Genomic DNA, 25,057 nt, shown 5'->3' on the forward strand with positions numbered 1-25,057 from the left:
CAGGGCTCGTCCACTCGACCCAGCAGCAGACGGCCCCGACCCGGCCTTACTCGATTTGGTCGGGAGCGGCGATCTCGACCTTGGTTAGAACACGACGCAGTTGGTTGAGCGCTCGATGCTGCTCAACTCGAACCCAGCCCGGGCTTTTGCCGCCCAGCGCCATGCCGGTCTCCTCCGCCGACAACCCAACGAGAACTCTCAACACGATCACTTCTCGTCTGTCGGTGGATAACCGACGTAGCAACGCCGCGAATCGAGAGATGACATCGCCGCTCACCTTCTCGTGACCGGAGTCTTTCCGTTGGTAAGCCACCCACTTCACCGCGTCGGGATGGACTCGTGGCCGCGCCACAGGCCAGTCGTCCTTCCCCGCCATTTCGTGTTTGAGCACGGTGTAGGCGAAACGCAGAAAGGGCTGTTCCCGGTACTCGTAGGCAGGCAGCCTGCTGATCAACGCGAGAAGAGCGTCCTGTGCCAGGTCGTCTGCGGCTTCCAGCGGCCTGCCGTGCATGCCGAGGTAAGCACGGGCGTACCGGAACGCGAAGGGTCTGACCAGAGACACGATCCGTATCAGTGCACCCCGCTCACCCTGAGACATCGCCTCGAGTAGCTCGCAGTCCTCCAGCCCGTAGTCTTCCCAATCCGGCACGGACTGCGGAGTGGAAGTGTCGAGTATCGCCTGGATGCGGTGCTGGGCGTGGAGATGGCGTGCGGCGAGATATTCCGCCCAAGTCCGCAGGCTTGCTTGCTCGGCCAGGGTCGCGAAGTCGGCGTCGACCCGTTCCCAGCGCTCCGTCGGCCAGTCCGGCTCGGGGCTCTGCGGCGCACCGGTCCCTGCCGCGACGACCAGGCGCTCGTCGATCTCCTGCCGCGCCTCGGCGGCGGAACGATGTTTGATAGCCCGAAGAACCGCGGCGCTATCCACGCTCTCTCGCATGGTGGCGTCGAACTCCTCTTGCTGGCCGGCAAGCCAGGCGTCGAAGTCCATCTCCTCGTTGCGGTCCACCTCAGGCACCTCCTTCAGCTTGCTGGTTCTGCTGTATCCACAGCTGTTTGAGCTTGGTACGCGCATGGCGCAGATTGGATCTGACCGTGTCGGGCGCGACATCGAGCGCATTCGCGATCTCGATCGGTTCGTAGTTGTCGAACGTCCACGCCATCACCTCACGCTGCTGATCCGGCAGCGTCTTGAGCAGCTCCTGGCGCCGAAGACGGGCTTCGACGACACGGGCCGGGTCCTCCGGGCTCTGCTTCGGCGGGACCCAGCCGCCTTGCACAGCCCGCTTGATGCCGTCCTGATCTCGCATGGCTTCATGCATCGCTTCTCGTTTCGCGACCGTGCGGACCCAAGGGCCGGGATGCTCGATCGACCCCCACTCCTCGTGGGCCTTGTACATCGCCTCAGCCGCCGCGTCCTCCGCGACCGCTGGCTCATACCCCAGGCTGATCAAGAACCCTTTTAGTCGGGGGAAGTCGTCGACGAAGAACGCTTCGAAGCTGACCCCAGCCATCGTGACGTCCCCCTTCCTCAGAGTCGGCTTTAGCAGATTGACCTGCTCTTACGACTGGTAGAGGAGCGAGACGGCCGCAGCGTGCAAAGAAACTTCAAGATCTTTTCTCGGACCTAGGACTTAACCCGCAGCCAAGCCGCTGAGCTGGGCACACCCGGTCCGCTGACCCCGCGACATCGAGCAACTCGGTCCACCGTTCCTCAAGGTCAACAGCCTCCCAGCAGCAACTGGTGGCCGCTCTATGGGCCGAAAAGGAGGTCTACCTGGGTGTTCAGGTACAGACGCGGCGAATGATTGACCGCGCGGTCGGTAGTACCACCGCGGTGCTGCGCAAGAACCTGCTGGTCAGCCCGAAGAGCTCGTAGACGAGCTGCAGCGCCAGGTGAACAGAGGCGTTTGCAGGTCAAACGCCGACGAGCGTCAGCTGGATCCGTCGCAGTCTCTGGCCTCAGGCGGGTCGAGGCTGGCAGTCACAATCACGTCTCAACGGCCGTAGGCGCGTCGAAGGCGTTCTGGCTACCCTTGAGGAGCACCAGGTGCGAAGGGTTCGCCTCGGTGTGACCCACCGACGAAGGCCCTAGCTGGCGCCAGCGCAGAACGTGGAAGGGAGTTCGCATCACAGAAAGCGTGTCATGGACGAGAACGAGGCTTCTCCGGAGGAGAAGCGAGAAGCAGGTAAGTGGAACAGATGGGGTCGCCAGGTGACCGTCGTTGTAGTGGCTGCTACTCCGCCGATCATTGCCCTGGCGACTCTTGTCAAGGAAGTGGTGAGCCTCTTCTCCTGACACCATCTGCGTAGTACCTCTGGGTGGGGTTGGCCGTTCAGGCTGTCCCCGCCCTCTCTTTTACCCACACTGTCTGAGCCGTGGGGCACCCCCAGTATGTCATCGGTCGGCGATTCCGTCACATTGATCGCGCCATGCGCGCCGCGCCCACTACCTGGGAAAACAGTACTTCGTCTGTCCTTAAGGGATGAATAGGCAGTGCCCTGTGTGCTGCTATATAAGGAAAACGCGGAATGCGCTTATCGGTTACTTGTCAGTATGCGTTGTGCTGCAACATAAATCTTCTTGGCTTTAGTCGATTCGTCTGCAATCTGCTGGTCGGGACCGTGCACATAGGACTATGCGGCTAGGTCACGGGACGTGAACAGTGTTCGCTCCCGGGATGGTTCTATCCCGCTTCGAGGTGACGTAATCGGTACGGTGCCCGGTACCGTACCGACCTTGTTTCAGATAATGCCCTATTATCCGGAACAACACGTCTCCGGCCGGAAACCGACCTGGGCCGACACCGCGCACCACGCGGAGTGAACCGACGTGTTATCCGGAACAAGGAGTGCGATGGGAACCGTGACCGCGATCCGGACCGCGAACGGCGCGCCGGACGGCGCCACCGCGATCGCCGCATGGGCCGCACACCTGCCCACCGTCCGCGGCCGCTCCGGCTACCTCACCGCGCCCAACACGATCAAGGCCTACCTCTCCGCCGCGGCCGCCGTCGTCGACCCGGCCGCGCCGGTCGCCGCACTCGACACCGAACCGGGCGCGACTGCGCTGCGCGCCGCGGTCACCGCGCGGTGGGGGAGCGCGGCGCCGGCGACGTTCAACGCCAAGCGCGCCGCGATCGCCGCCTTCACCGGCTTCTGCCGCGACCGCGGCTGGATCACCACCGACCCGCTCGCCGGGCTCACCCGCACCCCGCAACCGAAACCGGTCCCGCGCGCCCGGCCGCGCGCCGACGTCGACCGGCTCCTGCGCGACACCCGCCACCCACTGCGCGACCGGGTCCTGTGGGCACTGCTCTACGAGACCACCGCCCGCGCCGACGAGATCCTCGCCCTCAACGTCGAAGACCTCGACCTGCGCAACTCCCGCGCCGGCGTCACCCGCAAAGGCTCCGCGCCGGACATCGTCACCTGGGACCGCGGCGGCCTCGCCGCCCGGCTCCTCGCCCGCTACCTCGGCACCCGCACCCGCGGCCCGCTCTTCCTCACCGTCCGCGCCGCCAAAGGCTCCGCGAAAGGCACCGTCCGCCCGGCCGACCTCGACCCGGACACCGGCCGCGGCCGCTACAGCTACGACGCCGCCCTCAAAGCACTGAAGAAGGCCACCGGCGGCTGGACCCCGCACGACCTGCGGCACTCCGGGCTGACCCACAACGCCGAAGACGGCCAGGACGTCACCCACCTCATGGTCAAATCCGGCCACCAAGACATCCGCAGCGTCGCCCGCTACGCCCGACCCTCCGCCGACGCCGCCCAACGCACCGCCGAAGAAGCCCGCGCCCGCCATGCCAGGCGAGCGCGGTAGCCCGTCAACTCACAACGTCGCGTTCTGCGACTCGGGTAGTTGCGGCTTCCTCCGTCGAGGCGAGGACAACCGGTACAGGAACCAGTCGCGTCCACTCTTGCTCCGCATCGTCCGGTAGTTCGACGGTCCATCCGACCGGCCATGAGGAACCCCCAAAGCCCGTCTGGGCGGAGCCCACTCGGATACGCGCTCCAGAAGCGACCGGTACGACATCGAACGCAGCCTTGGTGAACCCGACGCGGCTGGTGAAGGTCGCCTTCTTGAACTGGACGGTGCTGGTGAAGGTCGCCTCGACGAACCAGGCGTCGCCGGCGAAGGTCACCCCGACGAACCCGGCGCTGCTGCTGAAGGTCACCCCGACGAACCAGGCGGCGCGGGCGAAGGTCACCCCGACGAACCAGGCGCCGCTGCTGAAGGTGGCGTCGCCGAACACGGCGCCGCCGACGAAGGTCGCCTCGTCGAACGCGGCGTCGCCGGTGAAGGTCGTCCCGAGGAACACAGCGTCGCCGGTGAAGGTCACCTCGTCGAACCAGGCGGTGCCGATGAACTTGGCCTTGTTGAACTGGGCGGTGCCGATGAAGGTCGCCTTTCTGAACCTGGCTTCGTTGATCTGGCAGGCAACAAGGTCGAAGTCGATGAGTGTGGCACCGGTCAGGTCGAGGTTGATGTCTGTCCAGAAGGTCTTTGCGGGATGTTGCGGGTCGTTGCCTGGCTTCAGGTGTGTGACGACGATGCGCTGGGCGGTGAGACGGACTTCCCGTTCTTGCCGGGCGTCGTCCTCGAGTTCGGCCACCGTCGCTGGCTCGGTTTGTTCCCCGCTGGCGGCGCGCTGCCGGGACGTGCTCCGGTGGGGCGCCAAGGGGCGGTGAATTCCTGGCCGGTTACGGGGCCGGGACGCACCGGGTAGCTGGAACGGGGCGCGCAGATAGGCGCAGATCACGTCGACCACGACCTGGCGGTGATCGGGGTTGTCCTGGGCGACGCGCTCGAGCGCGTACAGCCCACCGTGGCGAACCGCGGGTTTGTCGGAGCCGAGCTGCTCGACGGCCTTGACGTACAACTCGGTGAGCCGCCGCTCGTTGGCGTCGTGCTCGGTGGACCACTGCCGGCGCCCGGTGAGCACCAGCGCGACCACGCCACCGGTCCCGGCGCCGACGGTGAGCCCGACCTTGATCAGCTCGATCTGGCTCTTCGGATCACCCCCGACGTTGACGAACATCAACAGGGCGGTCACCGCCCCGGCCGCGATCAACGCGACCGGAACCACGATCACGACGATCGCCCACCACCACGTCCCTCCACGATCCCGCCATCGCCGCGTCCAGACGGTCTTCGAGCCACTCATCCACTTCACGCCTCGTAATCGTCCGGACCACCGTCAACCGCTACGTGCACGGAGGCGGAAGGTCTGCGGTCTACGTCGGCCCGGGCATGACGTGGAAGACCGTGACGCCGTGGCGGGCGCGGAGAGCGGGGGTGATTACGGCGTAATCACCCCCGCCGTTGAGCGCCGATCAGCTCCTCCTCGAGTGCGCGGCGCGCCGGTTTACTGCCGGCTGGTTAGCAGCGGTAGCCGAACAGTCCCTGGGTTTCCCACGGCACGGCGGACAGGTTGAATCCCACGCACATTCCCTGGGCGTAATACGCCCGGATGAGCAGCTTGTGGGTCTGCACCGCGATCCAGATGAACTGGCCGAACCCGGGCGGTCCCGGTGGGGTGATGCCTTCGCCGGCGATGCGGGTCTCCTCGCGGTTGAGCAGCAGGGTGCAGCGCGGCCACGAGCAGTTGGCCTCATACGCCGAGGCCGTCGGGGTGCCCGGGGCGCCGGGCAGCGCCGCGGGGGCGATCATCAGCGCCAGCGCGGCGGCCAGCACCAGCAGAAGCCCGCGGGCTCGCCGCCTCGGGCCCGCGGTGTGCGGGGTGGTCGACTGGGACATCAGGTGCTCCTTCGCTAGGTTGTGTGTTCCTGACGAGGTCCACTGCACCCCGGCCACCTGTTCATCAACGCCGATCCGGCAACACCTTTCCGGGCTGATCAACAGCATTTTCGGCGGATCCCCGGAATCAACACTGGAGACAGCTGATGTCCGAACAGACCGCATCCGATGCCGCCACAGAACTACGGCAGCTGATCCGCGAGTTCGGCAAGGCGCTGAAAGACTTGAAGACCTGCCGGAGGCTGAGCTACCGGGCCATGGCGCTCAGGACGACGCTGCACCACAGCACGTTCTGCAAGGCCGCGAGCGGCGAAGCCCTCCCCAGCTGGGAAACCACCCAGGCGTTCGTCGAGCGCTGCAGGGGCGATCTGGGATGGTGGCGGGAGCAGTGGCTGCTCATCAACAAGAAGACCGCCGAGCTACGCGAAAGCACCTCAGCGACAACGGTGAGCAGCGGCGTCAACACTGAAACCGCGTTGATCCTCGCGCCGGCCGCCTCGCCGGCCCAGGTCGGCGCACCGGCGATCGAGGAGATGGCGAATGAACACGGCCGCCGGCACGAGCGGCTCGCGAGTCTGGTTCCGGCGAGTGCGGGACCGTTGATCCCGGTGAGTGTGGTGATCACGCGCCTGCGACGAGGGCGGCGGTTCACCGCCGCCCTCGTTGTCGTGCTGCTCGCCGTGATCGCCGTTCTCTGGCTGAGCCGCCGGACCGAACCTGCCCCGGTGACTGCGGGACCCGGCGTGAGCAGTCCCTCCGCCGAGCAACCGCCGGCGTCGTCGTTGCTCGCGGCGTTGCCGTTCACCGGCGCCCGGGACATGCAGCCCGCACCGCCTGAGCACAATCACTGGATCGGGCAGGCCCGCCCGTCGGACACCCTGGTCGTTCACGCCACCTGCGACAGCGAGCGACGTCTTCCCTGGACGGTGCAGGGCCGCGGCTTCACCCGGTTCACCGGACTGGTCGGCCCCGTCCATCGCGGACCCCGCGACCAGGGACGGATCGATTCGCTGCCCGGGTATGCGATCACCTACACCGTCACCGCGCGCGACGCCGGTGGTGTGGCACTGGCCAGCCGGTACTACACCGTGCCGGTCGGGGACTCCCAGCGCGTGAACCTTCCCCTGCCGCCAGCGACCGCGACCGTGGAGATCGCCATCGTCGTGCCACCAGCCACAGGCACCCCAGCCTGTCCGCCAGCGCCGCACCGGATCGGTGACCCCGGCGTCTACGCCGGGATCGCCGAGGCCATCGTGACCAGAAACTGACCGCTAGCCCGCGCGGGCCAACCTCATGCCTCGGACACATTCCGCAATGGAATCAACCACTCGGCTTGCTGGGTGCGGAGACGCCCGTCACGCCAGATCAGCCTCACCGCGGGCGGCCACCGAAGATTCTCCACCTTGACCAGCTCGAGCGTAATTTCCTGACCTGGAAAGCCGATCGCGCCTGCACCGCACGTCATCCCCGTCCAGGCCCGGACCGGGTGACCCCACGCCACAACACCTCGCCAGCAATCCGAGAAGGATCAATCACCGCTGGTCAAGCCATATTCGCCCAAAATGTCCCGGATACTACGGCGACCCCGCGTAGGACTACTCACGCCGCGCGGCGTGGACCAGCGGAAAAGTCAGTGTCAGGTGAAGATCGGCCATGGCAGGCCGTGGCTGGTGATGATGTTTCCGGCGATCGTGCGGGCCGCGTCGCGGGCGTTCTCGCCGACGTCGCGGCGGCCGAGCAGGCGGTCGCCGAGCTCGTCGACGGGCCAGGTGACGATGACACCGTGGCGGGCGAGCAGGAGACCGACGTGGCGCACGCGGTAGACGTCAGCGGTATCGAGCCACGCGTACAGCAGGATCTGGTGCAGCCAGCGCCCGACCTTCTCGGGGTCGCGCACGTTGATCACGGTCTTCACGTCGAGCAGCGTCGTGTCGCCCGCGCCGGTCTCGGTGTCCGGGTCGGTCGCGCCGAGCAGCAGGTCGGCGTCGGCCCACTGCGGAACGATCGTCGGCGCCGCCAGGCCGAGCGGCTCGCCGGCGGCCGGGTTCCCGGCGAGTTTCCTCAGCTCCCACAGGGCCCCGCGCGCGTGCAGCTGCCCGGCGAGCTCGACCAGCTCCGTCACCTGGTGCTCGTCGACCAGGCCGCGCAACGCCTCGGTGGTCGGGCGGCCGCCGTCGAAGACCCTCGCCAGACGGTCGTCGATCAGGCCGCTGCGGTAGACGTCCTCGCACGCGGACATCAGCCAGCACAGCCGTGCAAGACCGGCTTCGGCGCCCGGTTCGCCGAGCGTCCCGACTGGCGCGTGGCGGGCGAGATAGGCGCGGCCCCGGTCGAGCAGGTCCGCCCATGCGGCTTCGGCGGCCGTGTCGGCCGGAAGGCCTGGATCGGCTGGTCCGCCAAGGTCCAGCCACGTCGTCGTCGCGGGCCGAATGTCGAGTGCCCGCGCCCGGTACTGCGGGTCGAGCCCCTGGTGGCTCGGGTACCGCCCGGCCTGATCGTGCGCCCACGACCAGCTCGCCCACCTCGCGCGGACCATGCCCAGCAGCGCGTAGTACGGCGGCGCGGCCTGCACCAGGTCCGCCAGGCGCTGCCCGAACGCCCCGCCGATCTCCGCCCAGTGCCGGGGCGAGACCTGCCCGCCCTTCGGCCGGACCGGGCGGACGTCCCGGGCCGCAGCCGCGACCTGTTCGGCCACCACCGGTGTCCCGGCGAACACACGCCCGCACCACTCGGCCAGCGCACTGGTCGGGGTCGCAAGCTCACTGGTCAAGGACACGGTCCGTCAGCCCCTCGGTGTGTGCTGCCGGGCCAGGTCGTCCAGCATCTCCCGGACCTCGGGCAGCAGCGGCGGCACCGTGTGTGTGGTCTTCCTCCATCGTGATGGCCACCGGCCCGGCCCATCCGGTCGGGTGCTCGTAGCCGACAGCGGTCAGCACCCGGTCCGCGAGCGGATTCCGGGCCAGGCCGGTGAAGTTGTCGACGAACCACGCGCGAAGCCGTCCCATGCCCTGCGAGGACGGACCTGGGATCTCAGCACGGATCGCCTCACACGCGGCCTGGCCGTCGAACGTGCCCCAGGTCAGGCGGCCGTCCGGATGCAACACGGCGTAGTCCCCGGTCGTCTCGAGCATGGCGTCCCTCCTCGTCGAGCCCGGTCGGGCCCGGTCGTTGGTGTGGTGCAACGAAAAGCCGGTCAGGATACCGGTGGTCACCGACGTTTCCGTCTCCGTCTCCGTCTCCGTCGTCACCTTCCTGATTAGCCTTCGTCGAGCGCGGCGCGGGCGCGGGCGCCGTCGTGAAGATCGGGGATGTGTTCCTCCTGGCGCTCGATGGCGCGCTTGTACCAGTCCTGCGCGCCCTGCTTGCTCATTCCCAGCGCGCCACCGATGCTCGACCAGCTTTCGCCTGCTTCGCGCCCGTCCCGCATCACGATCCAGCGGGCGTCGGTGAGCTTCTCGATCAGCCGCGCGTTGACAGCCAGGGCGTGGATCGGGGTGACCGGTGCGAGCTCGACGAGCCGCGCGCGGCTGCGTTCTCGCATGAAGTCGCTGGCGTCGGGGTTCTGCAACGTCTGCTGCCACATCCGGCGTTGCCAGAACGTGTTCCATAGCGCGATCAACTCGCGTTCGCCGCCGTCCCGCGTGATCTTCTTCAGGTCCGCATCGGCAGTCAGCAGGCCATCGTCGTTGAGTTCTGCACGTTCCTCCATGCCGTCAAGCTAGCTTGACGGCATGGAGGTGTCAAGCTAGCTTGACGATAGTGGGTATCCGGCCGCTTCGGATGCCAGAAAAGGGAATCGTCGATGCGGCATCCGGGGTTCAGCTGTCGCGCAGGGCGTAGGCCTGGCCACAGACACCGCAGGTGATTGGGCCGAGCACCAGTTTCGCGGGAGAAACGCGGATCGGTCGCGCGGCCGCGCCGGCGCAGCCACACACGGCGACGGGCAGGTTCGTCGACGGGCTCCTGGTCGGCTCGGCGGTGAACCCGGCCAGGGCTTCCGCGAGCTCGCGACCGGGCTTGCTGTCGGCGTAGGCCTCGAAGACGTCGGGCGGCAGTGTCGTCTCCGACCAGCCCCACACGGGGACGTCCTCCCCCACGGTGTGTCCGAACTCCTCGGCCAGCTTCTTGAACCGCAGGTTGTGGTACCGGCCGTTGTTGCTGGTGTCGCTGATCCCGCGCACGTCGGCGAGTCCGTGCACGGCCTCGTGCGCCAGCGCCGCGACCAGCGACTTCGGTCCCGCGGCTGCCTGCTCGTCGGCGACCGCCAGCTCGCCGGACCAGTCGCCGGTGTGCAGGTGCAGCGCCAAGGACTTCCGCCGGCGCCCGGTCGACCAGACGAACTCGGCGGGCGGGACCTCGGGGTTTCGCTGCTGGATCTCCTGCCAGATCCCGCCCAGCGCCTCGAGGATCCGGGCCTTGGTCGCGGCCGCGGTGCTCATCGTGGCTCGCAATGGGCTTCGGGGTTCCTCATCTTGCGACCTCCCTCTTTCTCGGCACGCCACGAGTCTACCTGTTTTAACACTTAATTGTCAACACATTTTCGCAGGTCCGAGCCTTGATTCGAGCTTTCCACCGGCGTCCCGCGCGGCGTGACCCATCGCCGCCGGTTCGACGCGCCCGCGCGGCGAACCGGCCGACCTTCCAAACGAAAACGGCTGCCCGTCCGGATCTGGACAGGCAGCCGATTTCGTTCGCCCTTCACTTCCACCCGTGGGCACAGTCGCAATCCGGGTGGTCGCACGTGGCGTGTTCACCGCTCGGACACTGGCAGCCGTTCATCTTTCGACTCCTTCACTCGATGGTTTGCCGGGTCGGTCGCCGCCGTACCCCCGGAGGGGCAGGCGGCCACCTGCTTGTCAGTAGTCGTACTCGGGGTCGGCGAACATCCGGATGGCGAACAGGAGGCCGGCGCGGAAGTCCTCGGTCACGGCGCCGGCGGCCTCGAAGCGGGCCAGGGCGTCCCGGAGGCGGGTGTCGGCCACGCTCGGGGCGCCCTCGCGCAGGATGGACATGATCTCGCGGTCGCCCTGGTCGCCGAGCAGGTGCTCCTCCATGCCCTTCGGCAGGTACTTCCGGATGCTGGCCTTGGCCTGCTCCTCGGTTTCCTCGATCGCCGCGACCATCTGGTCCGCCATCTCCATGATGTTCCCTCCCGCTCTCTCCTGGTGTACCACCAGTCTACCTGATTTAACACTTAATTGTCAATGCATTCCTCCAGGTCTAGCCCACCTTTTCGTGGGGTAACATGATCCTTTGCCGTGGCATTTCCCCCTCTTTCCGCAGCGGTGTCGGGGTCCGGCGGCGGAGCCCCGGCGGGTGCGGGCTGGCCCGCACCGGACGCGTCAGCGGCCGGTTCTTCCACGCGAGTCGGGGCAGGAGCCGGGGCTCCTGGCTGGTCTCTTTCGTTGCGGCGTACCCCGAAGGGCGAGCACGGCAGGGGCAGGTCCGGAGGTCGTCCGGACGGGTGGACCGGCACGCTTTTCGCCGGTTCACCTGGCCGGATGCGCCGGAGTGGCCTGTCCCTGCCGTGCTGGGTTTGCCGTAGCCGCCACGAAAGAGACCAGCCAGTCCCGGCTCCTGCCCCGACTCGCCCACCATGCCAACCGAACCCACCGATCCCTACGTCGTCGCGCGGCTGTCATGTTTTTGGCGAGCTACTGGCATGTTTTTGTCCTGGGGTACCGGCCACGATGTGCCGATCATGAGGACATGACCACTTCGACACTCGACCTCGACGCGCGGCTCGTCCCCGATTCCGACTGCTGGGGGCCCGGTTTCGGGGACCACCGCTACCCGGCCAAGACGCTCGGCGAGATCGCGCAGTACGTCACCGAGACCGTGCAACCCGGTTACGGCCCCCGCCTGCTGGTCACCAGCCCCGACTACGTACCGGGCGACGACGCCGACCGGGCGGTCGTCCCGGCCGGACACGACGCGACAGGGCACCCAAACCGCGCCGGCGTCGACGAGAACACGATGGATCCAGAGTTCGCGACGGCGCTCGCCTCGCCGGTCCAGCTCGTCGGCGGGCTGCAGGACTACTGCCGGTCGCGCGGCTGGGTGCTGGACCAGCACGGCCGCCCGCTGCACCCGCACCACGGCCAGCTGCTCGCCGATCCCCGGATCGGCCTGCCGACCGGCCTCGGCTACGGCCACTGGTACGGCGAGACCGCGGTCGTCGACGTCGTGGTGACCGCCCGGTCGGGGCGGGTCCTGCTGACCACCCGTACCACCGACGTCGGCGTGATCCCGTCCCTGCCCGGCGGGTACAGCATCCCGGCGGACTTCGGCCGGTCGTCGGCGCAGTGGCGGGCGGGGGACCGGGCGCTGACCGTCGACGGCCTGATCGCGGCAGGCGCGCGGAAGCTGTTCGAGGAGACCGGGGTCGAGATCCCGGCCGACGCGACGGTCCGGATCGTGCGCGCCATCCGGCCGGTGTCGTCGCCGCACACCCTGCACGCGTGGACGGCCACCTACACGCTGCACGTGGTGCTGCCCGCGTCCCCGGCCCCGCTGGACCCCAGCGCGGGCGGGGCCTGGCACGACGTCGACGACCTGGTGTACGACGTGATGCCGACGATGTGGCCGGACCACCAGCGTGCCCTGCAGGCCGCGATCGTCTGACGGGGCGTTTCGACGTGGGTCGACCGTTTTTCCGACCAGGAAAGAGGAAGTGGCCCGGTCCCGGCTGAAAACCGGCGACCGGGCTCGCGTCGTCGGCGGCTTCTATCTGGCTAGATAGAATCGGTCTCGATCGCGGCCGACGGCGGCCTGGAAGGGGGAGTGGCGGGTGAAGTTCGAGATCGTCATCAGCCAGTCCAGCCGCGAGCGGCTCGACGCCCTGGCGGAGCTGCACGCCGAGCAGGCGGGGGACTGGTGGCGCGAGGCGGGGGAGGCCGCGCAGCGGCTCGGGCCTGCCGAGCGGCGGGCGGCGCTGGCCGAGCTCCACGAAGAACGTCGTCGCCGGCGGAAGGCCGGTGAGTACTTCGACACCCGGTCCGCGTTGGTGGCCTTCTACGTGCAGCGGGAGCTGGACCAGCGGGGATGGTCCGGGCGGCGCTGGCGCCGGGTGCCCGCGGGGGAGGCCTCGATGCCCGGCCGCCGCTGGGGCGTGCCGAACGACGGCCTCCTGACCGCCGAGCTGTCGGTCTCGCTGCCGGACGCCGTCGCCCAGGTCGTCCTCGCATCCCTGGAGGACCGGGGCGATCAGGCCTTCGACCTGAAACTGGTCGACCCCCGTGCGTAGAAGCTGCCGAGCGCGGACCAGCGGCCGCGACGCTCATCCGCGCCGGTCGGCACTGGGGATCGCCTCCGCGATGGCGTCGTCCACATCGCGGTCTGGGGTGGCGAGGATAAGCAGCAGGATCTGGTCGGCGACGCCGAGGCACTCCTCTCGGGTCCGCGCGGTCCTGGACGCTGCAGCTGCCGCGAAAGCCCGCTCTGATCGTCGTGGCCGCGGCGACCGACCTTGGGCAGGACTCGATCCCTCGTGGTCAGCGCACCAAGCCACAGCCTCGCGACTTCTACTGACGGGACCGTCGTCGGCGGTGAAGCGTGACGACCGCGGTGGTTCTGAGTTGGTGCACAAAGGTCCAGAAGGTCCGCCTGGACAACGCGGATATGATGCCCGCCAGATTCGAGTTAGCCGACAAGTCAGCCCTTGGTTTTCGATAACACTATCGTCACTATCCCTGGACTATCTCGCGCAGGACACAACAAGGTAACGGCCCTGAACTGCGGAAACACCCGTTTTTCGCAGGGTTTCCACCCTCGTTGTGATCCAGGTCACTCGCTGGAAGATTTCCGTTCCGGCTGTTTCTTACGTACCGTCGCTAATCGCAAGCGGGGCCGTGCTATCGGTTCAGCTTCCCGGAGTTCCGTCCTCGTTCGAGGATCGACCGGCTTCGGAAGTTCTCCCCCTGACGGGCTGGCTCGACCAGTCTCGGCCGGATGGTCGAGTGCACCGTCCGAGATTGGAGAACTCCATGCCCGATCCGCACGACGAAGACTGTTGCCTTCCGGAGCGGGAAGACGGCGACGGGGCGACTGAGCCCTCGAAGCCAATTCCGGCCGAGGAGGGCAACGAACTCCAGGGCGAAGAACGCCGGGCCAAGAAGGCCCGGCGTGTAGTCACCTTCGCGCAGGTCGTGGTCGCCGTCGCTCAGGCGGTGGACGCGGTGATCCGGCTCTTCGCCTGATCGCGGGTCGGCCCAGATCTTGCACATCTGGGTCGGCCCACCGGCCTACCACCACAACGACCGTCACTGCCAACGTTCCCGTCACTTTACCCATCTGGGTAATCAGGAACGGTCGTCATTATGGACATAAACGGCCAGAAAATAAAAGTGCCCCCCGTAGATACTGACGGAATGCGTGACGCAAAGTACAGCATAGCTCCTGGTCAGGGGCCTCCAGGGGTAACCTTTTTGAGTAGCAGACCACTCGCCAAAACGGGTAGATGCGACCCTATTGCCGTTCAGTCACTGGGCACTTGACCTAATCGCGCGTTGATCTTGCCCCTACCGCGACCGTTCCGGCACTACCGAGGCACCCCTGTTTGAGCTGATCACTCCCTGTCGACCGCGTTGACGCTCGCTCGGGGGTTCGCCCGTTCGGCGGGCAACCCTCCGAGGGGGCCTGTGCGTGAATGGTCGGCTACACCACGTCGCGGTGAAGACGTGGTTTCGGTCCGACAGCGAGGGGATTCGCAGGGTGGCGGAACGATGGGTGACGCTCAAGAACGGCCAGAAGGTCCTGATCAAAAGCAAGGCGGGGCCTGCGGCGGCGGCCGTCGCCGCGGCGGTGGTGATCGCCGGCGGCGGGGGAGCGGCGGGCCTCGGCGCGTTCGGCGGCGCCTCGAGTCAGGCCGGTGCCGGTGCGGCATCGGAAGCGCTGGCGGGCAACACCGGCGGTGTGGCGGATTCGCTACCGGGCCGGTCGATGAAGACCCGGCGCGCGGAAGGACGCGAGTCCGCGAAGCGCGGCCGGACCGATGAGGCGCTGAGCCGTCTTCGGCTCAAGAAGCTGCGGCGGGAGGTCGAGCGCGGAACGAACTGCGTCGCGGCGGCCACGGACCGGGTGCGGGACTTCCTGGTCCGGACGCCGTGCACGTCGATGGAGCGGATGCTGCTCGCCGTCGGCGACGGCCAGGGCAACGCCGCAGTCGTCAGCGTGGTGCGCGTCGGGTTCAAGACGACGAAGGACGCGGCCGCGTTCAAGCGCGTGGAGGACGTGCACGGCAGTGGCGACGTCCGGCCGCTCGACGTCGCCGCGGTCCTCGGCATCTCCGGGGTGAAGATGACTGGCCTGCACTACCACGCCCGTCCGGACCGGACCGCGATCGTCGTCGCCGAGGCCGACACCGCGCGCGGCCGTGTCGACCGGGAAACCCTCGACGCGCTCGCCGACGTCGGCGCTCATTTGCCGACCACCTGAGCCGAGTCGGCCGCGCGGGTCGGACGGCGCCCGGTGAGCACCGGCTTGTCGACGTCGCGGTGGTGGACCTCGGCCGTCCACCCGGTCGAGCGGGCTCGATAGCAGAGCTGAGCAGCTATTACGGCACTACGGTGACGGCCTCCGACACAGCCCGCCGCAACGGTGACCGTGCCGATCCCGAGGTCAACGAGCGCGGCGACTGCGGCGAATATTCGATCGAGGAACAGGCCGACGCCCGGCGTTCTGAGGACGGCCGCGATCACCTGCGGGTCGCGGCCGGTCAGCTGGCGAAGCTCCGGCGAGACGTGCGGGTCGCGGAACCATTCGCGCAGGTCCAGGACGACGTCGGCGGCCGGTGCGGGAGCGTGTCCGAATCCGAAGGACACGATCCGGAGCTGAGGTTCGGCGCCGTGGTGGTGAGTGCCGCTCGAATCCGTTGCCATGACTCCACGATCGGGCCTAGAACCGTTGTGGGACAGGCGTTCCCCGTGCTCTGTGGTGATGGGAAACGGGAAACGGTGCCCAGGCTGACACCGATCGAGAAGCGGACTACAGCACCGCGTACGCGGTGGCACGGAAGTCGTCGAACTCCTGGTGATAGGTCCAGCTGCCCCGCACCGCCCAGCGGTGCTCACGCAGGAACGCAGTGGCCTTCCCCTGAACCTTTCTGTTTCAGCGGGAACGGCGACGGCGAATACGACGTGTGCTCTGGTAGCTGCTGCTTCCGGTGCGCGGATATCCGTCGGCTTTGGCGCGGGCTTGCTCGTACTTCTCGCGGCGGGTGAGTGCGTCGCGCTCGGCGAGCAGCTGCGGGTCGACCGCTGTCGTCGACGGCGTGCCGGTCGCGGCCGCGAGTTCGGCGCGGGCTTGCTTGAGGTGGTCGCTGTGGCTGGCGAGGATCTGCTCGTGTCGTTGGGCGGCGGCACGGGCGCGTCGTTCCGCTGCGGTCATCTCGAAGTGCTTGCGTGCCTGGTCGCGGGTGTGCTCGCTCGCGGCCGCCGTCGCTGTGCGGGGCGCGGCGGGCCGGTTGAGTGCCTCGTCGCGGCGGAGCTGGGCGGCGACCTTGCGGCCGAACTCGGCGACGGTGTCGGCGGTGAGCTGGGCGTCGGCGGTCAGTCCGCCGTGCTGCAGGAGCTGGACGCCGGCGCGGCCGTGGCGGCGGGCGACGGCTTTGCGGATGGCGGCCTGGCGGCCGCGGTCCTGGTAGTAGCCGCGCAGGATCCGGCCGTCGGCGTCCCGCCAGGCGTCGAGCCTGGCGGTGATCCAGTTCGTCGCCGCGGCGTAGAACCGCCACGTCCGGGCCTGACCAGGAACGACGTCCCCGAGCACGGCTTCCGGGGCTCGGCCGATCGGCTTCTCGCTGCGCACGCCGAACGCGCCCGGCAGGTGGTCCATCGCGTGGACGATGTCGAGGTTCGACCACCCAGCGCCGTATAACGGCCTACACAGGGCGCGGACGGCGAATCGCGTCAACCGGGCGAAAACCGGCAGCCTCTCCTGCAACCAGGCCACCGCACACAGCATCTGAAACGACGTGGTCGGGACCGTAGATGCCCAGTTCAGGCCCTCCCTCTGGTCTGGGCGCGCCCGGAGGGCGCTCTGTTGATCGTTTCCCTCCCAACGATTGCCGAGCGGATTTCCGCAGTCATCCACAGCGAGACCCTCGCGCGCGAAACCACCCTCTATCGCAACTTTCCCTTCGGGAAAGTTGCAAGTAGGCCACCCCTTTTCTTCCCCAAGTGAAACAGTTTCTGCCTGGTCAGCGCCGGATTCCGGGTCGTTGAGCCGGTCGTGGAAGGTCTGGGCGAGCTGCTGGATGTCCCGACGCTGCAGGAAGGCATCGAACTGCGACTGCTCGATATGGGCCAGGGCGTCGTCGCGGCGCTGCTGGGCGGCTTCGATCTCCGGGTCGTCGAGCTCGGTCTCGTCGAGGCCGTACTGCTCGATCAAGGCCTGCAGCTTGTCCTCGATGAGGCGACGCTCGCCGTCGAAGGCAGTGCTGAGGGCCTTGAGCCGCAGACCACGGGCCTTCTCCACGGCGCGCGCTCGTCGACGCGCGACGTCGGCTTCAGCGGCACGAGCGGCTGCCTCAGCGGCTTCGGCCGCGAGGGTCTGCGCGGCCCAGGCGATCGCCTCGTCCGGCGAGAGCGGGATCCGCAGCGCGTAGACCGCGCGCCGGTTGCCCTCGGCGAAGGACTCGGTTCCATTCGGGAGTACGACGCTGCGGAGGGCCATCGGCCTGGTCAGGGGCGTGGAGCCGGTCTCAACCACGACGATCCAGCCGCGGACCTTCAACTCCTGCAGCCACCGCCCGATCGTCGTCTCCGACAACCCGGTCCGGCGGCACAGGGTGTCCCAGCCCGGCCACGTCTCCAGGGTGTCCCAATCCGCCGCAAGCGCGAGTACGCGGGCGATCGCGAGCAGGTGGTTCCGGCCGTCGACACGGATGTCCTCGACCCACTCGGCCCGCTTGAGGGCGGCGAGATACCCGCGCTGGCCCTTCGGGTAGCGCAACGGAGCGGTGAACGCCGGCGCCGCGGCGATCTCCCCCGCGTCCGGCTTTCCACCGTGAGCAGCCCAACAGGGCCCGCACACAGTCGCGAAAAGCCTGGTCAGACGACGTCGGCCCGGAGAAACATGACAGGTAACACAAGGTCCGTCGAACAACACACCAGCCTGCTGCTGGTGCGTTCGGGACCCAGGACTTATCCTGGGCAAGCGAAAGGCCTCCTTTCGTGGAAGGGCATGCAAGAGCCCTTAGGTCCGTGTTGGGACTAACCCGGTGGTGAACCGGGCTTGCTGTTCAGCTAGTTGGGGTGGTGCCCGACAACGGCTGACCAGCGCAAACGGCGATCTGTGGCGGATCGCCCTCAACGTTGATCGAGGCGGTTCCGTGGGTAGCGGAACCGCCTCGCTTCGTTAGATGGCCATCAGGGCCTCCTGAGCCGAGGAAGCGTTAGCGGTGGCCGTACGCGCAGCGCGTCGTGCCTCAGCGCGTAGTGCTTTCAGTCCGAGTTCGATGACACGGTCGGTCATGGCACTGCACGACATTTGCCGCGCTTCAGCTTCCGCGTCGACCTGTTCCAAGAGAGTCTTCGCCACGCGAACGGGAGTTGCTTCCCCGCGAATCGTCCGATGACGTCGTCCTGATCTTGCTGCCATGCGAGGCATTTTGTAACCAAACAAGGGTGAAGGCGGGGAGGCGCGCCGTGCGGCGCCGAGCGTTTTCGGGAAAAAGTCACTGAGACACGCGTGATGCTTTCGAGTCTGGCCCTCAGGAACGTCTGCGCAGGTCAGCCGGGATGCGTGCGCATATGACCTGACCTGCGTCAGCCAGATTGACGTGTACACGTCTACGCGTCGATGGGCCATCAAAGACAGGCAGCTCAACGACGGAGCGGGCCGGAAATCTCCGGCCCGCTCCGTCGTCTGGAAGACGTCTTCACTTCCCGAGGATCTTCTTCACCTCGGTCCAGCCGACGGCGTCGTCATCGTTGGGAGTCGAGGGGTGGGACTTGATCGAGAACATGTCAGGTGGCTCCTTCGGAGTAGAGCTTCGCCCCGTGGCAAATTCAGCTGGTCAGGGCACGTTTCGCGGATGATCAGGGGCGCGGTTCGACACCAGCGCGGTCAGCCGCGGTCAGCGTTCGCGGAAGGTCGCCCTCTACAGCGGCCTGGCTCCTACGCCAACGCGCTTCCGCGACCAGCCAGCAGCTCATGGCGTAGAAGCGCTCGACCCGCAGCGTGCGGTACACGTGCCGACCGATGAGCGACGCAGGGATAAGGGCGAGTAGGTAGACCCACCACTGCCCCGTCGCGGTGCCGGCGGCGGCGAGACCGACGAACGCAAGTCCGTTCGGCAGGCTTTCGATACACAGATTCCGCGCGGTGCGCGGACGAAGATCCTGGTCAGGGGCGATACTGCTCACGAGCGTCCTCGATTCAGGTAGGGGTGGACGTTCACGCCTCGGAGTTGTGTTCACAGCACGACTCCGGGGCACCGCTTACTCAATTTTCCAACCTGAGTCAGGTTATATTGAATGATCGCTAAGCCGCAACCCCTGATCCAAATGTGCTTTGACCTGCATCAGCCAGATAGTCGTGTTCACGTCTACGCGTCATGACGTATGCGCGGTGATGCGTTTGGACGTGCTTGGACTAAAGCGTGTTCACGCCGATACGGCCTTGCGTCTTGGCGTATTAACGCGTATGCGCCATGCTGTGCGCGCGTGCACACGCTCCGGCTGGTCAGCGCGTCGACGTGCAGGCGAGCAAACGCAGGGGAAGGGATTCGTCGATGACGAGACGCACACTGACGCGTGCTCGGGTTGTCGCTGCGGCGATGCAGAAGGGCGGCGTCGGCAAGACGACCACCATCATCAATCTCGCGCGGGCTGCGTGTGTGCGCGGACTGCGGGTTCTGGTCGTGGACTTCGACCCACAGGGCAATACCACCACGTCGCTCGCTGTCGATGCGCTCAAGCCAAAGCAGTTGACGATCGCGGATGCGATCCTGCCCGAGGACGATGAGCCGGTTCCCATCGACGAGGTCATCATCGACACGATCTGGCCAGGCGTGGACCTCGCGCCGGCGAAAGTGACTCCGCTGACGAAGGCGGAGAAGCTGATCAGCGCCTCGGATCATGGTCGTGAGCACCGGCTCAGGGCGGCGCTGGCGCCGGTACTGGGGAAGTACGACCTGATTCTCATCGACAACGCGCCAGCGCTGGGCATTCTGCTCATGAACGCGCTCGCGGCGGCCGACGAGGTCTTCGCCGTTGCTGAAGCGGACGAGTGGTCCGCTGACGGCCTCGCCGAACTCGCCAAGACAGTGAAGCTCGCGAAGGAGTACTACAACGCGAATCTGTCCTGGTCAGGAGTGCTTATCAGCAAGTGGCGCGCAACGAACATCGAAGAACACTGGCTGCAGACGATGAGGGACAAGTTCAGAGTCGCACCCGTGTGGGACCAGGACAAAATTCCACTGTGGAATTCGATCAAGACGACGCTGTCGTCAGGCAAGGGCCTTGATGAGTCTCGCGAAGCGCGGCTCCGCGTGCTTGCGCTCAGCTTCCGCCGGATCGTCGCGCACTGGGTTGTGGACGAGGAGCTGACGATCTGATGACCCTGTTGCCGCGGCGCGAGTCCAAGCTCGGCGAGGAGGACCTGTTCGTACCGCCGGACGAGAAGGCCGAGAAGGTTGAGGAGCCGGAGGTTCCGGCTGACCAGGAAGAAAAGCGCGAGGAGAAGAAACCCGCTGTGTCGCGTCGGCGACGCAGCAAGGGAATGCCGCCGCCGCCAATCACCCGCAATGCCCGACGGGTGATCGCACGAGGCCCGGTGTCCGACAACGACCTGGTCTCGTTCAACTGCAAGATGACCCGCGGTCTTCGTAGGTCGGTGAAGAAGTATGCGGCGGACGTCGAGGTCGACATCCAAGACGTTGTCGCGGCCGCGCTCGAGGACTACCTGGCCGATCGCGGAGTCGACTTTCCTGGCTCTGACCAGGCAAAGCCAGATTGACGTGTTCACGTCTAGACGTCCATACGACTCGTGAAACCGGTTGCACGGAACCTGACGAGAATATAACCTGAGTCAGGTTAGATGGAGGATTGATGGCTGAGACGACAACCGGCGATGGGGTGGCCAAGAGGGCTGAGCAAGCGCTGATCGAGCGCTTGGCGACTCCCGAACCGGGAGAGCCGTCCTGGCAAGCGATCGCGCGCATGCGACGTCTGGGCAAGCTCCTGGACGAGATCGTCCGGCGCGAGACACCGCGGGCGATCGTCGAGTCCCGTGCCGCCAATGTGCCGACGAATGAGCTGGTCAGCGCATGGGGCGTGACGGATACGTGGGTTTACAAGCTCGTGCCAGCGCGTCCACGGAAGTCAAAGTGAAGTGCTCCGGGCCGGTGCAGGCACACCGAACCCGGAGCGATGGACAGAATGAAGGGTGCTCCACATGTCCGTAACTGATGATAGGCCCTTGGTTACCAGCGGAAACACGCAAGCGGGCGGTCGCCACTGGATGCGACTTCGACGAGCTCCTCAGCAGGCCGAACAGTCTTTCGTCCCGCTTGCCGACCGTGTCGCGGCCGCCGAGCAGCGGCTGCGTGACCAGCGGAGCGACGCGCTGTTCGAGGCGCTGTCGGACGCCGAGATCGACGCGAAGATCGCAGCGGGTCGGCGTCTGCGCGAGCTGAAACTGGCTCAGGAGGTCAGGGAAGGGGAGGCGGAGGTCGCGGCGCGGGACACCGAGCTGCGGCGGCTTCGTGCGCTCAAGGTTCGGGACGATGCCGAGGAGGATCGGCGGCGGAACGAAGAGGCGTCGATCCGTCGCTGGAAGCAGCGCGCCGGCGACAAGGCCGAGCAGCTGACCAGTAACGCGGCGCAGCTCGGGGAGACGGCGAAGCTCCTGGTCACGGGCAAGCGGGCGATCATTGCGGGGATCGTCGTCTTGCTGATCTGGAACGGGATCAACGTTCAGCAGCAGCTCGTTCCGGCGAACGATTTCACCGATCCGCTGTTCTGGATCTCGTACGGGCTCGATGTGGCCCTGGGCGGGACGCTGGTGCTGTTGATGCTGACTTCGGCCACGACGGCCAGGGCGGGGATGCACCAGCGGAAGGAACTGGTCAAGGGCTGGAAGGCGTCGCGGTATCTGCAGGAGGCGGCGATTCTGCTGGGTTCGCTGGCCCTGAACTCGGGTACGCATCTCGTGAACGGCGAGGAGATGGCGGCCGCGAAGGCGGCGATCCCGTCGGTGATGATCGGGATGCTGGTGTGGGCGTACAACCACATCACCAACCAGCTGTCGGCGACGCTGCTGAAGCTCACCGATGACCTGGAGACGCACGAAAAGCTGGTCAGCGACTTCGAGACCGCGAAGGCGGAGATCGAGGCTCAGCGGGAGCGTGAGGCGGCGCTGCAGCGGCAACTCGACGAGCACGCGGCCGCGGTCCAGGCGCTCACGGCCGAGACCGAGCGACTACAGGAGGAGCGGGACAGCCGTAAGGCGATCGTGCTGGATGAGAAGACGCTTGCGCTGCTGCCGCACGCGCTGAGGGGCTTCGAGGGCCTGGCGGCCGGGACCCTCACGGCGTCGATCATGGCTGACGGCGGTGGTGTCCCGGCCGGTAGTCAGCTGTCGTCGCGCCTCGGGCTGCCGAAGCCGGTCGCGAACGACGTCCGGGACTTGATGAAGGTGATCGCCTCGGGTGAGGTGAAGCTCGTGATCGGCGAGCTGGGCGAGGTCGAGGAGTTCGTCCCGACGCTGAGCCGGGCTCGGTAAGCAAACTGCTGGAAGAGGCCCCCACGCGAGTGCGTGGGGGCCTCTTCCGTGTTCGGGTCCTGGTCAGCGTCGTTCGGTGACGATGTTGGTCGGGATGCGGCCGTCGAGGTGCTGGCGGATCTGCTCGGCGGCGACCTGGTAGCAGAGCGCGTTGGTTCCGGGCACGGTCCGGGACATGTGCGGGCTGATGATGACGCCGGGGCTGGTCCAAAGCGGGTGGTCGCGGGGGAGTGGTTCGGGGTCGGTGACGTCGAGCGCGGCGCGGATCCGCTCGGTCTGCAGTTCGCTGACCAGGGCGTCGGTGTCGACGATGCCGCCGCGGCTGGCGTTGACCAGGACGGCGTCGTCGCGCATGGCGGCGAAGAAGGTCTTGTCGACGAGCCGGGTTGTGGCCGAGGTGAGCGGCAGCGTGAGCACGACGATGTCGTGGTCACCGATGAGCGCGGGGAGCTCGTCGGGGCCATGGACGCCAGCGCGGGCGGTGCTGGCGACCAGGGTGGTCGTGGCGTCGAAGGCGGGCATCCGGCGGGCGACGGCCCAGCCGATCGCCCCGGCCCCGACGATCAGGACGCGCTTCCCGACAAGGGTGTCGGCCGCGACTCGACGGTGAGCCCAGGTCCTGGTGTCCTGGTAGCGGGTGAGCGCCGGCCATTGCCGGTAGAGCGCGAGGATCGCGGAGAGGACCCATTCGGAGACGGGTCCGGCGACGGCTCCACGGGCGTTGACCAGGAGTTTCTCGGCGGGGACGTCGCCGGACCATTCGTCGGCGCCTGCGGTGAGCAGCTGCACGTAGCTTAGCTTCGGCAGCTGGCTGAGCAGGCGGATCGGCCGGTGGCTGCCGCGGTAGGGCGGGATCAGGACGTCCGCGCCGCGCTGGTCGTCGTCGAGTTCGGCCGCGGTGGGGTCGTAGCGGACGACGTCGACGTCGGGCAGCTGGCTGAGCAGGTCGGCGCCGACCTCGTCGTCGGGTTCGCTGCTGACGAGGATGCGCACGGTGGAGATCTCCTTCGACGGGGCCCGCCGGCCTATCGGCGGACGTTCACGCCCCACCGTTCCAGGAGGTCCTCGACCTGCCGCTGCAGGGGCGGGTCCTGGACACTGTTGTCGAGGATCGCGTGCGGCATGGCCGGGGTGTACTGGAGATCGACGCCGTCGAGGTATCGCTCCCAGTTCGCGAGCTTGGTGACGTCGCGGGCGGCGTCACGGCGCTTGAGGTAGAGCTTCATGCTGTCGGCGTCGGTGCGGACCCAGATCACGCGCAGCCTGGCCTCGTGGGCGTCGGCGTCGGCCTGGGTGCGGTGGCACCACACGGGATCGGTGAGTTCGCGGGTGAACGGCGCGGTCATGATCGCCGAGTTCCCGCAGGAGATGTTCTCGAGGACGAGGTTGCGCAGTGCCTCGTATTCGGCGGGCCGGACCTGCGTGAGGTAGGTCTCGGATTCCCGATCGTGCGGGGACTTGTCCAGTGAGCTCAGCATCGCCTCGACGACGGGCCTGGTCGAGGTGTCTTTGTCGAACATTCCCCAGCCGGTCAGGCGGGCGATGATCCGGCCGACTTCGGTCTTGCCGGATCCGGCGTACCCGCCGACGGCGACCCAGGTTGGGCGCACGTGCCGACGGTGGCCGTTGTCCTCCGCGTGGTCGGGGCCGGGGTAGTTGACGAACACGCCGACGCGGGGACGGGCGATGACCAGGCCTTCCTCGGCGAGCGCGTCGAGCGCGCGGCTGATGGTCGCGTTCGACGTCCCGAACTGTTCGGCCAGGACGCGCTGCGTCGGCAGCTTCTCCTGGTGCCGGTACCGGCCGGACTCGATGTCGGTCCTGAACGTCCGGGCGATCTCGAGGATGCCGGTTCCGCGCTGCAGTCCTCCGGGGTCGGTCACGGTGCTCTCCTCATCTCGCCGAAATGCTGTATCACAGCGTAGCAACCTGAATCAGTCTAGGACACTGTTACACCGAGTGGCATGACAAAAGCGCACCTCAGTTGACAAATTCTGGCCAGATGGGGTTGTGAAGCACTGATTCATATTGCTACGCTGTGATACAGCAAGTGTTGGTGGCCGAGACGGGGGAGAGTGCGATGACGATCGAGACGGTGATGTACCTGCTGGCGGGAGCGTTCGCGTTCGCGGCGGTCGTGAGCGTGAAGCTGCGAGGCGGATCAGGTCCGGCCGTGATCTTCACGGTCATCTCCCTGGTCCTCATGGCGCTCACGCCGGTCGGCCAGAGCGTCCTCGGCTTCTTGGGTGAGGTCGGCACGAGCGCCAAGGAGGCCAGCAAGTGATCGCCCGGATCCAGAGCGTCATCGACACGGTTGACCAGCGTCTTCACGGTGACGACGACGTGCGGGCAGCAGCGCGAGGCTGGACGGTCCGACAGTCAGGGCGGTTCGGCCTGACTCGGGTCTACACCGATTCGCGCTGGCAGGAGGCCCGTAACGGTGAAAGTTTGTCAGACCGGCGGCCTACTGTGGACAGTGCCGCCGAACTGATCTTCGCGGCAGAAATCGGACGCGGTCGGGCAGCGAATGCCATCGCTACCCGACCACTTGACTAAGGAGGGCTTCACTCC

General features: G+C 67.1%; 27 protein-coding genes. 13 read left to right on the forward strand and 14 right to left on the reverse strand.

The genetic code is table 11. The features are described 5' to 3' along the window. Positions 1-46: 46 nt before the first annotated feature. Together ACZ6DT_RS39115 and ACZ6DT_RS39120 are read right to left on the reverse strand one after the other, a co-directional pair. Entirely contained in the window at positions 47-1,006 is a 960-nt protein-coding gene (locus ACZ6DT_RS39115) for a sigma-70 family RNA polymerase sigma factor (RefSeq protein ID WP_465604781.1), read from the reverse strand. Position 1,007: 1 nt separating this feature from the next. After that, complete coding sequence (locus tag ACZ6DT_RS39120) at positions 1,008-1,511, reverse strand: sigma-70 family RNA polymerase sigma factor (RefSeq protein WP_465604784.1); 504 nt, start codon at positions 1,509-1,511, stop codon at positions 1,008-1,010. A 632-nt stretch (positions 1,512-2,143) separates the two neighbouring features. Here ACZ6DT_RS39120 and ACZ6DT_RS39125 point away from each other — a divergent pair. Both ACZ6DT_RS39125 and ACZ6DT_RS39130 read left to right on the forward strand, forming a co-directional pair. Beyond that, complete coding sequence (locus tag ACZ6DT_RS39125; RefSeq protein ID WP_465604787.1) at positions 2,144-2,296, forward strand: hypothetical protein; 153 nt, start codon at positions 2,144-2,146, stop codon at positions 2,294-2,296. Between the two features lie 558 nt (positions 2,297-2,854). After that, positions 2,855-3,823 (forward strand): tyrosine-type recombinase/integrase, encoded by a 969-nt coding sequence (locus tag ACZ6DT_RS39130; protein WP_465604790.1) that lies wholly within the window; start codon positions 2,855-2,857, stop codon positions 3,821-3,823. Positions 3,824-3,827: 4 nt separating this feature from the next. Here ACZ6DT_RS39130 and ACZ6DT_RS39135 read toward each other — a convergent pair whose 3' ends face one another. Continuing rightward, a complete protein-coding gene (locus ACZ6DT_RS39135) occupies positions 3,828-4,958 on the reverse strand; it encodes a pentapeptide repeat-containing protein (protein WP_465604793.1) in 1,131 nt (376 codons plus the stop codon). 425 nt (positions 4,959-5,383) lie between these two features. Continuing rightward, on the reverse strand, positions 5,384-5,761 hold the full coding sequence (locus ACZ6DT_RS39140) for a hypothetical protein (protein WP_465604796.1): 378 nt from the start codon (positions 5,759-5,761) through the stop codon (positions 5,384-5,386). Between the two features lie 146 nt (positions 5,762-5,907). Between ACZ6DT_RS39140 and ACZ6DT_RS39145 the strand changes: the two genes are divergently transcribed. After that, on the forward strand, positions 5,908-7,029 hold the full coding sequence (locus ACZ6DT_RS39145; RefSeq protein WP_465604799.1) for a hypothetical protein: 1,122 nt from the start codon (positions 5,908-5,910) through the stop codon (positions 7,027-7,029). A gap of 368 nt (positions 7,030-7,397) precedes the next feature. On the opposite strand, the gene ACZ6DT_RS39150 is transcribed toward ACZ6DT_RS39145, so the two are convergent. From ACZ6DT_RS39150 to ACZ6DT_RS39170, 5 genes are all read right to left on the reverse strand, one after another. Then, positions 7,398-8,537 (reverse strand): hypothetical protein, encoded by a 1,140-nt coding sequence (locus tag ACZ6DT_RS39150; RefSeq protein WP_465604801.1) that lies wholly within the window; start codon positions 8,535-8,537, stop codon positions 7,398-7,400. Next, positions 8,521-8,892, reverse strand: coding sequence for a hypothetical protein (locus ACZ6DT_RS39155; RefSeq protein ID WP_465604804.1), 372 nt, complete (start codon positions 8,890-8,892; stop codon positions 8,521-8,523). The genes ACZ6DT_RS39150 and ACZ6DT_RS39155 overlap by 17 nt, the downstream gene beginning before the upstream one ends. Before the next feature lie 125 nt (positions 8,893-9,017). Next, complete coding sequence (locus tag ACZ6DT_RS39160; RefSeq protein WP_465604806.1) at positions 9,018-9,470, reverse strand: hypothetical protein; 453 nt, start codon at positions 9,468-9,470, stop codon at positions 9,018-9,020. Positions 9,471-9,579: 109 nt separating this feature from the next. After that, complete coding sequence (locus ACZ6DT_RS39165; protein WP_465604809.1) at positions 9,580-10,200, reverse strand: hypothetical protein; 621 nt, start codon at positions 10,198-10,200, stop codon at positions 9,580-9,582. A 417-nt stretch (positions 10,201-10,617) separates the two neighbouring features. Then, on the reverse strand, positions 10,618-10,902 hold the full coding sequence (locus ACZ6DT_RS39170) for a hypothetical protein (protein WP_465604812.1): 285 nt from the start codon (positions 10,900-10,902) through the stop codon (positions 10,618-10,620). A 568-nt stretch (positions 10,903-11,470) separates the two neighbouring features. On the opposite strand from ACZ6DT_RS39170, the gene ACZ6DT_RS39175 reads away from it, so the two are divergent. The 4 genes from ACZ6DT_RS39175 (at position 11,471) to ACZ6DT_RS39190 (ending at position 15,196) form a co-directional block, all read left to right on the forward strand. Beyond that, positions 11,471-12,385 (forward strand): NUDIX hydrolase, encoded by a 915-nt coding sequence (locus tag ACZ6DT_RS39175; RefSeq protein ID WP_465604815.1) that lies wholly within the window; start codon positions 11,471-11,473, stop codon positions 12,383-12,385. A gap of 166 nt (positions 12,386-12,551) precedes the next feature. Continuing rightward, on the forward strand, positions 12,552-13,007 hold the full coding sequence (locus ACZ6DT_RS39180; protein WP_465604818.1) for a hypothetical protein: 456 nt from the start codon (positions 12,552-12,554) through the stop codon (positions 13,005-13,007). A 739-nt stretch (positions 13,008-13,746) separates the two neighbouring features. Continuing rightward, the gene (locus tag ACZ6DT_RS39185; protein ID WP_465604821.1) at positions 13,747-13,959 is read left to right on the forward strand and encodes a hypothetical protein; all 213 of its coding nucleotides are present in this window, start codon (positions 13,747-13,749) and stop codon (positions 13,957-13,959) included. A gap of 514 nt (positions 13,960-14,473) precedes the next feature. Beyond that, positions 14,474-15,196, forward strand: coding sequence for a hypothetical protein (locus tag ACZ6DT_RS39190; protein WP_465604823.1), 723 nt, complete (start codon positions 14,474-14,476; stop codon positions 15,194-15,196). Here ACZ6DT_RS39190 and ACZ6DT_RS39195 read toward each other — a convergent pair. The 3 genes from ACZ6DT_RS39195 to ACZ6DT_RS39205 form a co-directional block, all read right to left on the reverse strand. Beyond that, a complete protein-coding gene (locus ACZ6DT_RS39195) occupies positions 15,178-15,639 on the reverse strand; it encodes a RapZ C-terminal domain-containing protein (RefSeq protein ID WP_465604826.1) in 462 nt (153 codons plus the stop codon). The genes ACZ6DT_RS39190 and ACZ6DT_RS39195 overlap by 19 nt on opposite strands. Before the next feature lie 229 nt (positions 15,640-15,868). Further along, positions 15,869-17,791 (reverse strand): helix-turn-helix domain-containing protein, encoded by a 1,923-nt coding sequence (locus ACZ6DT_RS39200; RefSeq protein WP_465604829.1) that lies wholly within the window; start codon positions 17,789-17,791, stop codon positions 15,869-15,871. Between the two features lie 1,007 nt (positions 17,792-18,798). Next, the gene (locus ACZ6DT_RS39205; RefSeq protein ID WP_465604831.1) at positions 18,799-19,125 is read right to left on the reverse strand and encodes a hypothetical protein; all 327 of its coding nucleotides are present in this window, start codon (positions 19,123-19,125) and stop codon (positions 18,799-18,801) included. A 368-nt stretch (positions 19,126-19,493) separates the two neighbouring features. On the opposite strand from ACZ6DT_RS39205, the gene ACZ6DT_RS39210 reads away from it, so the two are divergent. The 4 genes from ACZ6DT_RS39210 (at position 19,494) to ACZ6DT_RS39225 (ending at position 22,486) form a co-directional block, all read left to right on the forward strand. Then, on the forward strand, positions 19,494-20,318 hold the full coding sequence (locus tag ACZ6DT_RS39210) for a ParA family protein (protein ID WP_465604834.1): 825 nt from the start codon (positions 19,494-19,496) through the stop codon (positions 20,316-20,318). Next, on the forward strand, positions 20,318-20,719 hold the full coding sequence (locus tag ACZ6DT_RS39215; RefSeq protein ID WP_465604836.1) for a hypothetical protein: 402 nt from the start codon (positions 20,318-20,320) through the stop codon (positions 20,717-20,719). Before ACZ6DT_RS39210 ends, ACZ6DT_RS39215 begins: the two co-directional genes overlap by 1 nt. A gap of 92 nt (positions 20,720-20,811) precedes the next feature. Beyond that, the gene (locus tag ACZ6DT_RS39220; RefSeq protein ID WP_465604839.1) at positions 20,812-21,093 is read left to right on the forward strand and encodes a hypothetical protein; all 282 of its coding nucleotides are present in this window, start codon (positions 20,812-20,814) and stop codon (positions 21,091-21,093) included. A 130-nt stretch (positions 21,094-21,223) separates the two neighbouring features. Further along, positions 21,224-22,486, forward strand: coding sequence for a hypothetical protein (locus tag ACZ6DT_RS39225; protein ID WP_465604842.1), 1,263 nt, complete (start codon positions 21,224-21,226; stop codon positions 22,484-22,486). 63 nt (positions 22,487-22,549) lie between these two features. Here the strand turns inward: ACZ6DT_RS39225 and ACZ6DT_RS39230 are convergent, their stop codons facing one another. Beyond that, complete coding sequence (locus ACZ6DT_RS39230) at positions 22,550-23,479, reverse strand: NAD(P)-dependent oxidoreductase (protein WP_465604845.1); 930 nt, start codon at positions 23,477-23,479, stop codon at positions 22,550-22,552. A gap of 32 nt (positions 23,480-23,511) precedes the next feature. Beyond that, positions 23,512-24,369, reverse strand: a complete 858-nt coding sequence (locus tag ACZ6DT_RS39235; RefSeq protein WP_465604847.1) for a P-loop nucleotide/nucleoside kinase family protein — start codon at positions 24,367-24,369, stop codon at positions 23,512-23,514. A 197-nt stretch (positions 24,370-24,566) separates the two neighbouring features. Here ACZ6DT_RS39235 and ACZ6DT_RS39240 point away from each other — a divergent pair, with 197 nt between their 5' ends. Next, positions 24,567-24,770, forward strand: coding sequence for a hypothetical protein (locus ACZ6DT_RS39240; protein WP_465604849.1), 204 nt, complete (start codon positions 24,567-24,569; stop codon positions 24,768-24,770). Next, entirely contained in the window at positions 24,767-25,042 is a 276-nt protein-coding gene (locus tag ACZ6DT_RS39245; RefSeq protein ID WP_465604852.1) for a hypothetical protein, read from the forward strand. Before ACZ6DT_RS39240 ends, ACZ6DT_RS39245 begins: the two co-directional genes overlap by 4 nt. Positions 25,043-25,057: the final 15 nt, after the last annotated feature.

It is taken from the genome of Amycolatopsis sp. NPDC041971 (assembly GCF_055588925.1).

Bases quoted from the DNA above. Each gene is read 5' to 3' on its own strand.
- ACZ6DT_RS39120 (WP_465604784.1), bottom strand. From the start codon at position 1,511: ATGGCTGGGGTCAGCTTCGAAGCGTTCTTCGTCGACGACTTCCCCCGA.
- ACZ6DT_RS39125 (WP_465604787.1), top strand. From the start codon at position 2,144: ATGGACGAGAACGAGGCTTCTCCGGAGGAGAAGCGAGAAGCAGGTAAG.
- ACZ6DT_RS39130 (WP_465604790.1), top strand. From the start codon at position 2,855: ATGGGAACCGTGACCGCGATCCGGACCGCGAACGGCGCGCCGGACGGC.
- ACZ6DT_RS39140 (WP_465604796.1), bottom strand. From the start codon at position 5,761: ATGTCCCAGTCGACCACCCCGCACACCGCGGGCCCGAGGCGGCGAGCC.
- ACZ6DT_RS39145 (WP_465604799.1), top strand. From the start codon at position 5,908: ATGTCCGAACAGACCGCATCCGATGCCGCCACAGAACTACGGCAGCTG.
- ACZ6DT_RS39155 (WP_465604804.1), bottom strand. From the start codon at position 8,892: ATGCTCGAGACGACCGGGGACTACGCCGTGTTGCATCCGGACGGCCGC.
- ACZ6DT_RS39160 (WP_465604806.1), bottom strand. From the start codon at position 9,470: ATGGAGGAACGTGCAGAACTCAACGACGATGGCCTGCTGACTGCCGAT.
- ACZ6DT_RS39165 (WP_465604809.1), bottom strand. From the start codon at position 10,200: ATGAGCACCGCGGCCGCGACCAAGGCCCGGATCCTCGAGGCGCTGGGC.
- ACZ6DT_RS39170 (WP_465604812.1), bottom strand. From the start codon at position 10,902: ATGGAGATGGCGGACCAGATGGTCGCGGCGATCGAGGAAACCGAGGAG.
- ACZ6DT_RS39175 (WP_465604815.1), top strand. From the start codon at position 11,471: ATGACCACTTCGACACTCGACCTCGACGCGCGGCTCGTCCCCGATTCC.
- ACZ6DT_RS39185 (WP_465604821.1), top strand. From the start codon at position 13,747: ATGCCCGATCCGCACGACGAAGACTGTTGCCTTCCGGAGCGGGAAGAC.
- ACZ6DT_RS39195 (WP_465604826.1), bottom strand. From the start codon at position 15,639: ATGGCAACGGATTCGAGCGGCACTCACCACCACGGCGCCGAACCTCAG.
- ACZ6DT_RS39210 (WP_465604834.1), top strand. From the start codon at position 19,494: ATGACGAGACGCACACTGACGCGTGCTCGGGTTGTCGCTGCGGCGATG.
- ACZ6DT_RS39215 (WP_465604836.1), top strand. From the start codon at position 20,318: ATGACCCTGTTGCCGCGGCGCGAGTCCAAGCTCGGCGAGGAGGACCTG.
- ACZ6DT_RS39220 (WP_465604839.1), top strand. From the start codon at position 20,812: ATGGCTGAGACGACAACCGGCGATGGGGTGGCCAAGAGGGCTGAGCAA.
- ACZ6DT_RS39225 (WP_465604842.1), top strand. From the start codon at position 21,224: ATGCGACTTCGACGAGCTCCTCAGCAGGCCGAACAGTCTTTCGTCCCG.
- ACZ6DT_RS39240 (WP_465604849.1), top strand. From the start codon at position 24,567: ATGACGATCGAGACGGTGATGTACCTGCTGGCGGGAGCGTTCGCGTTC.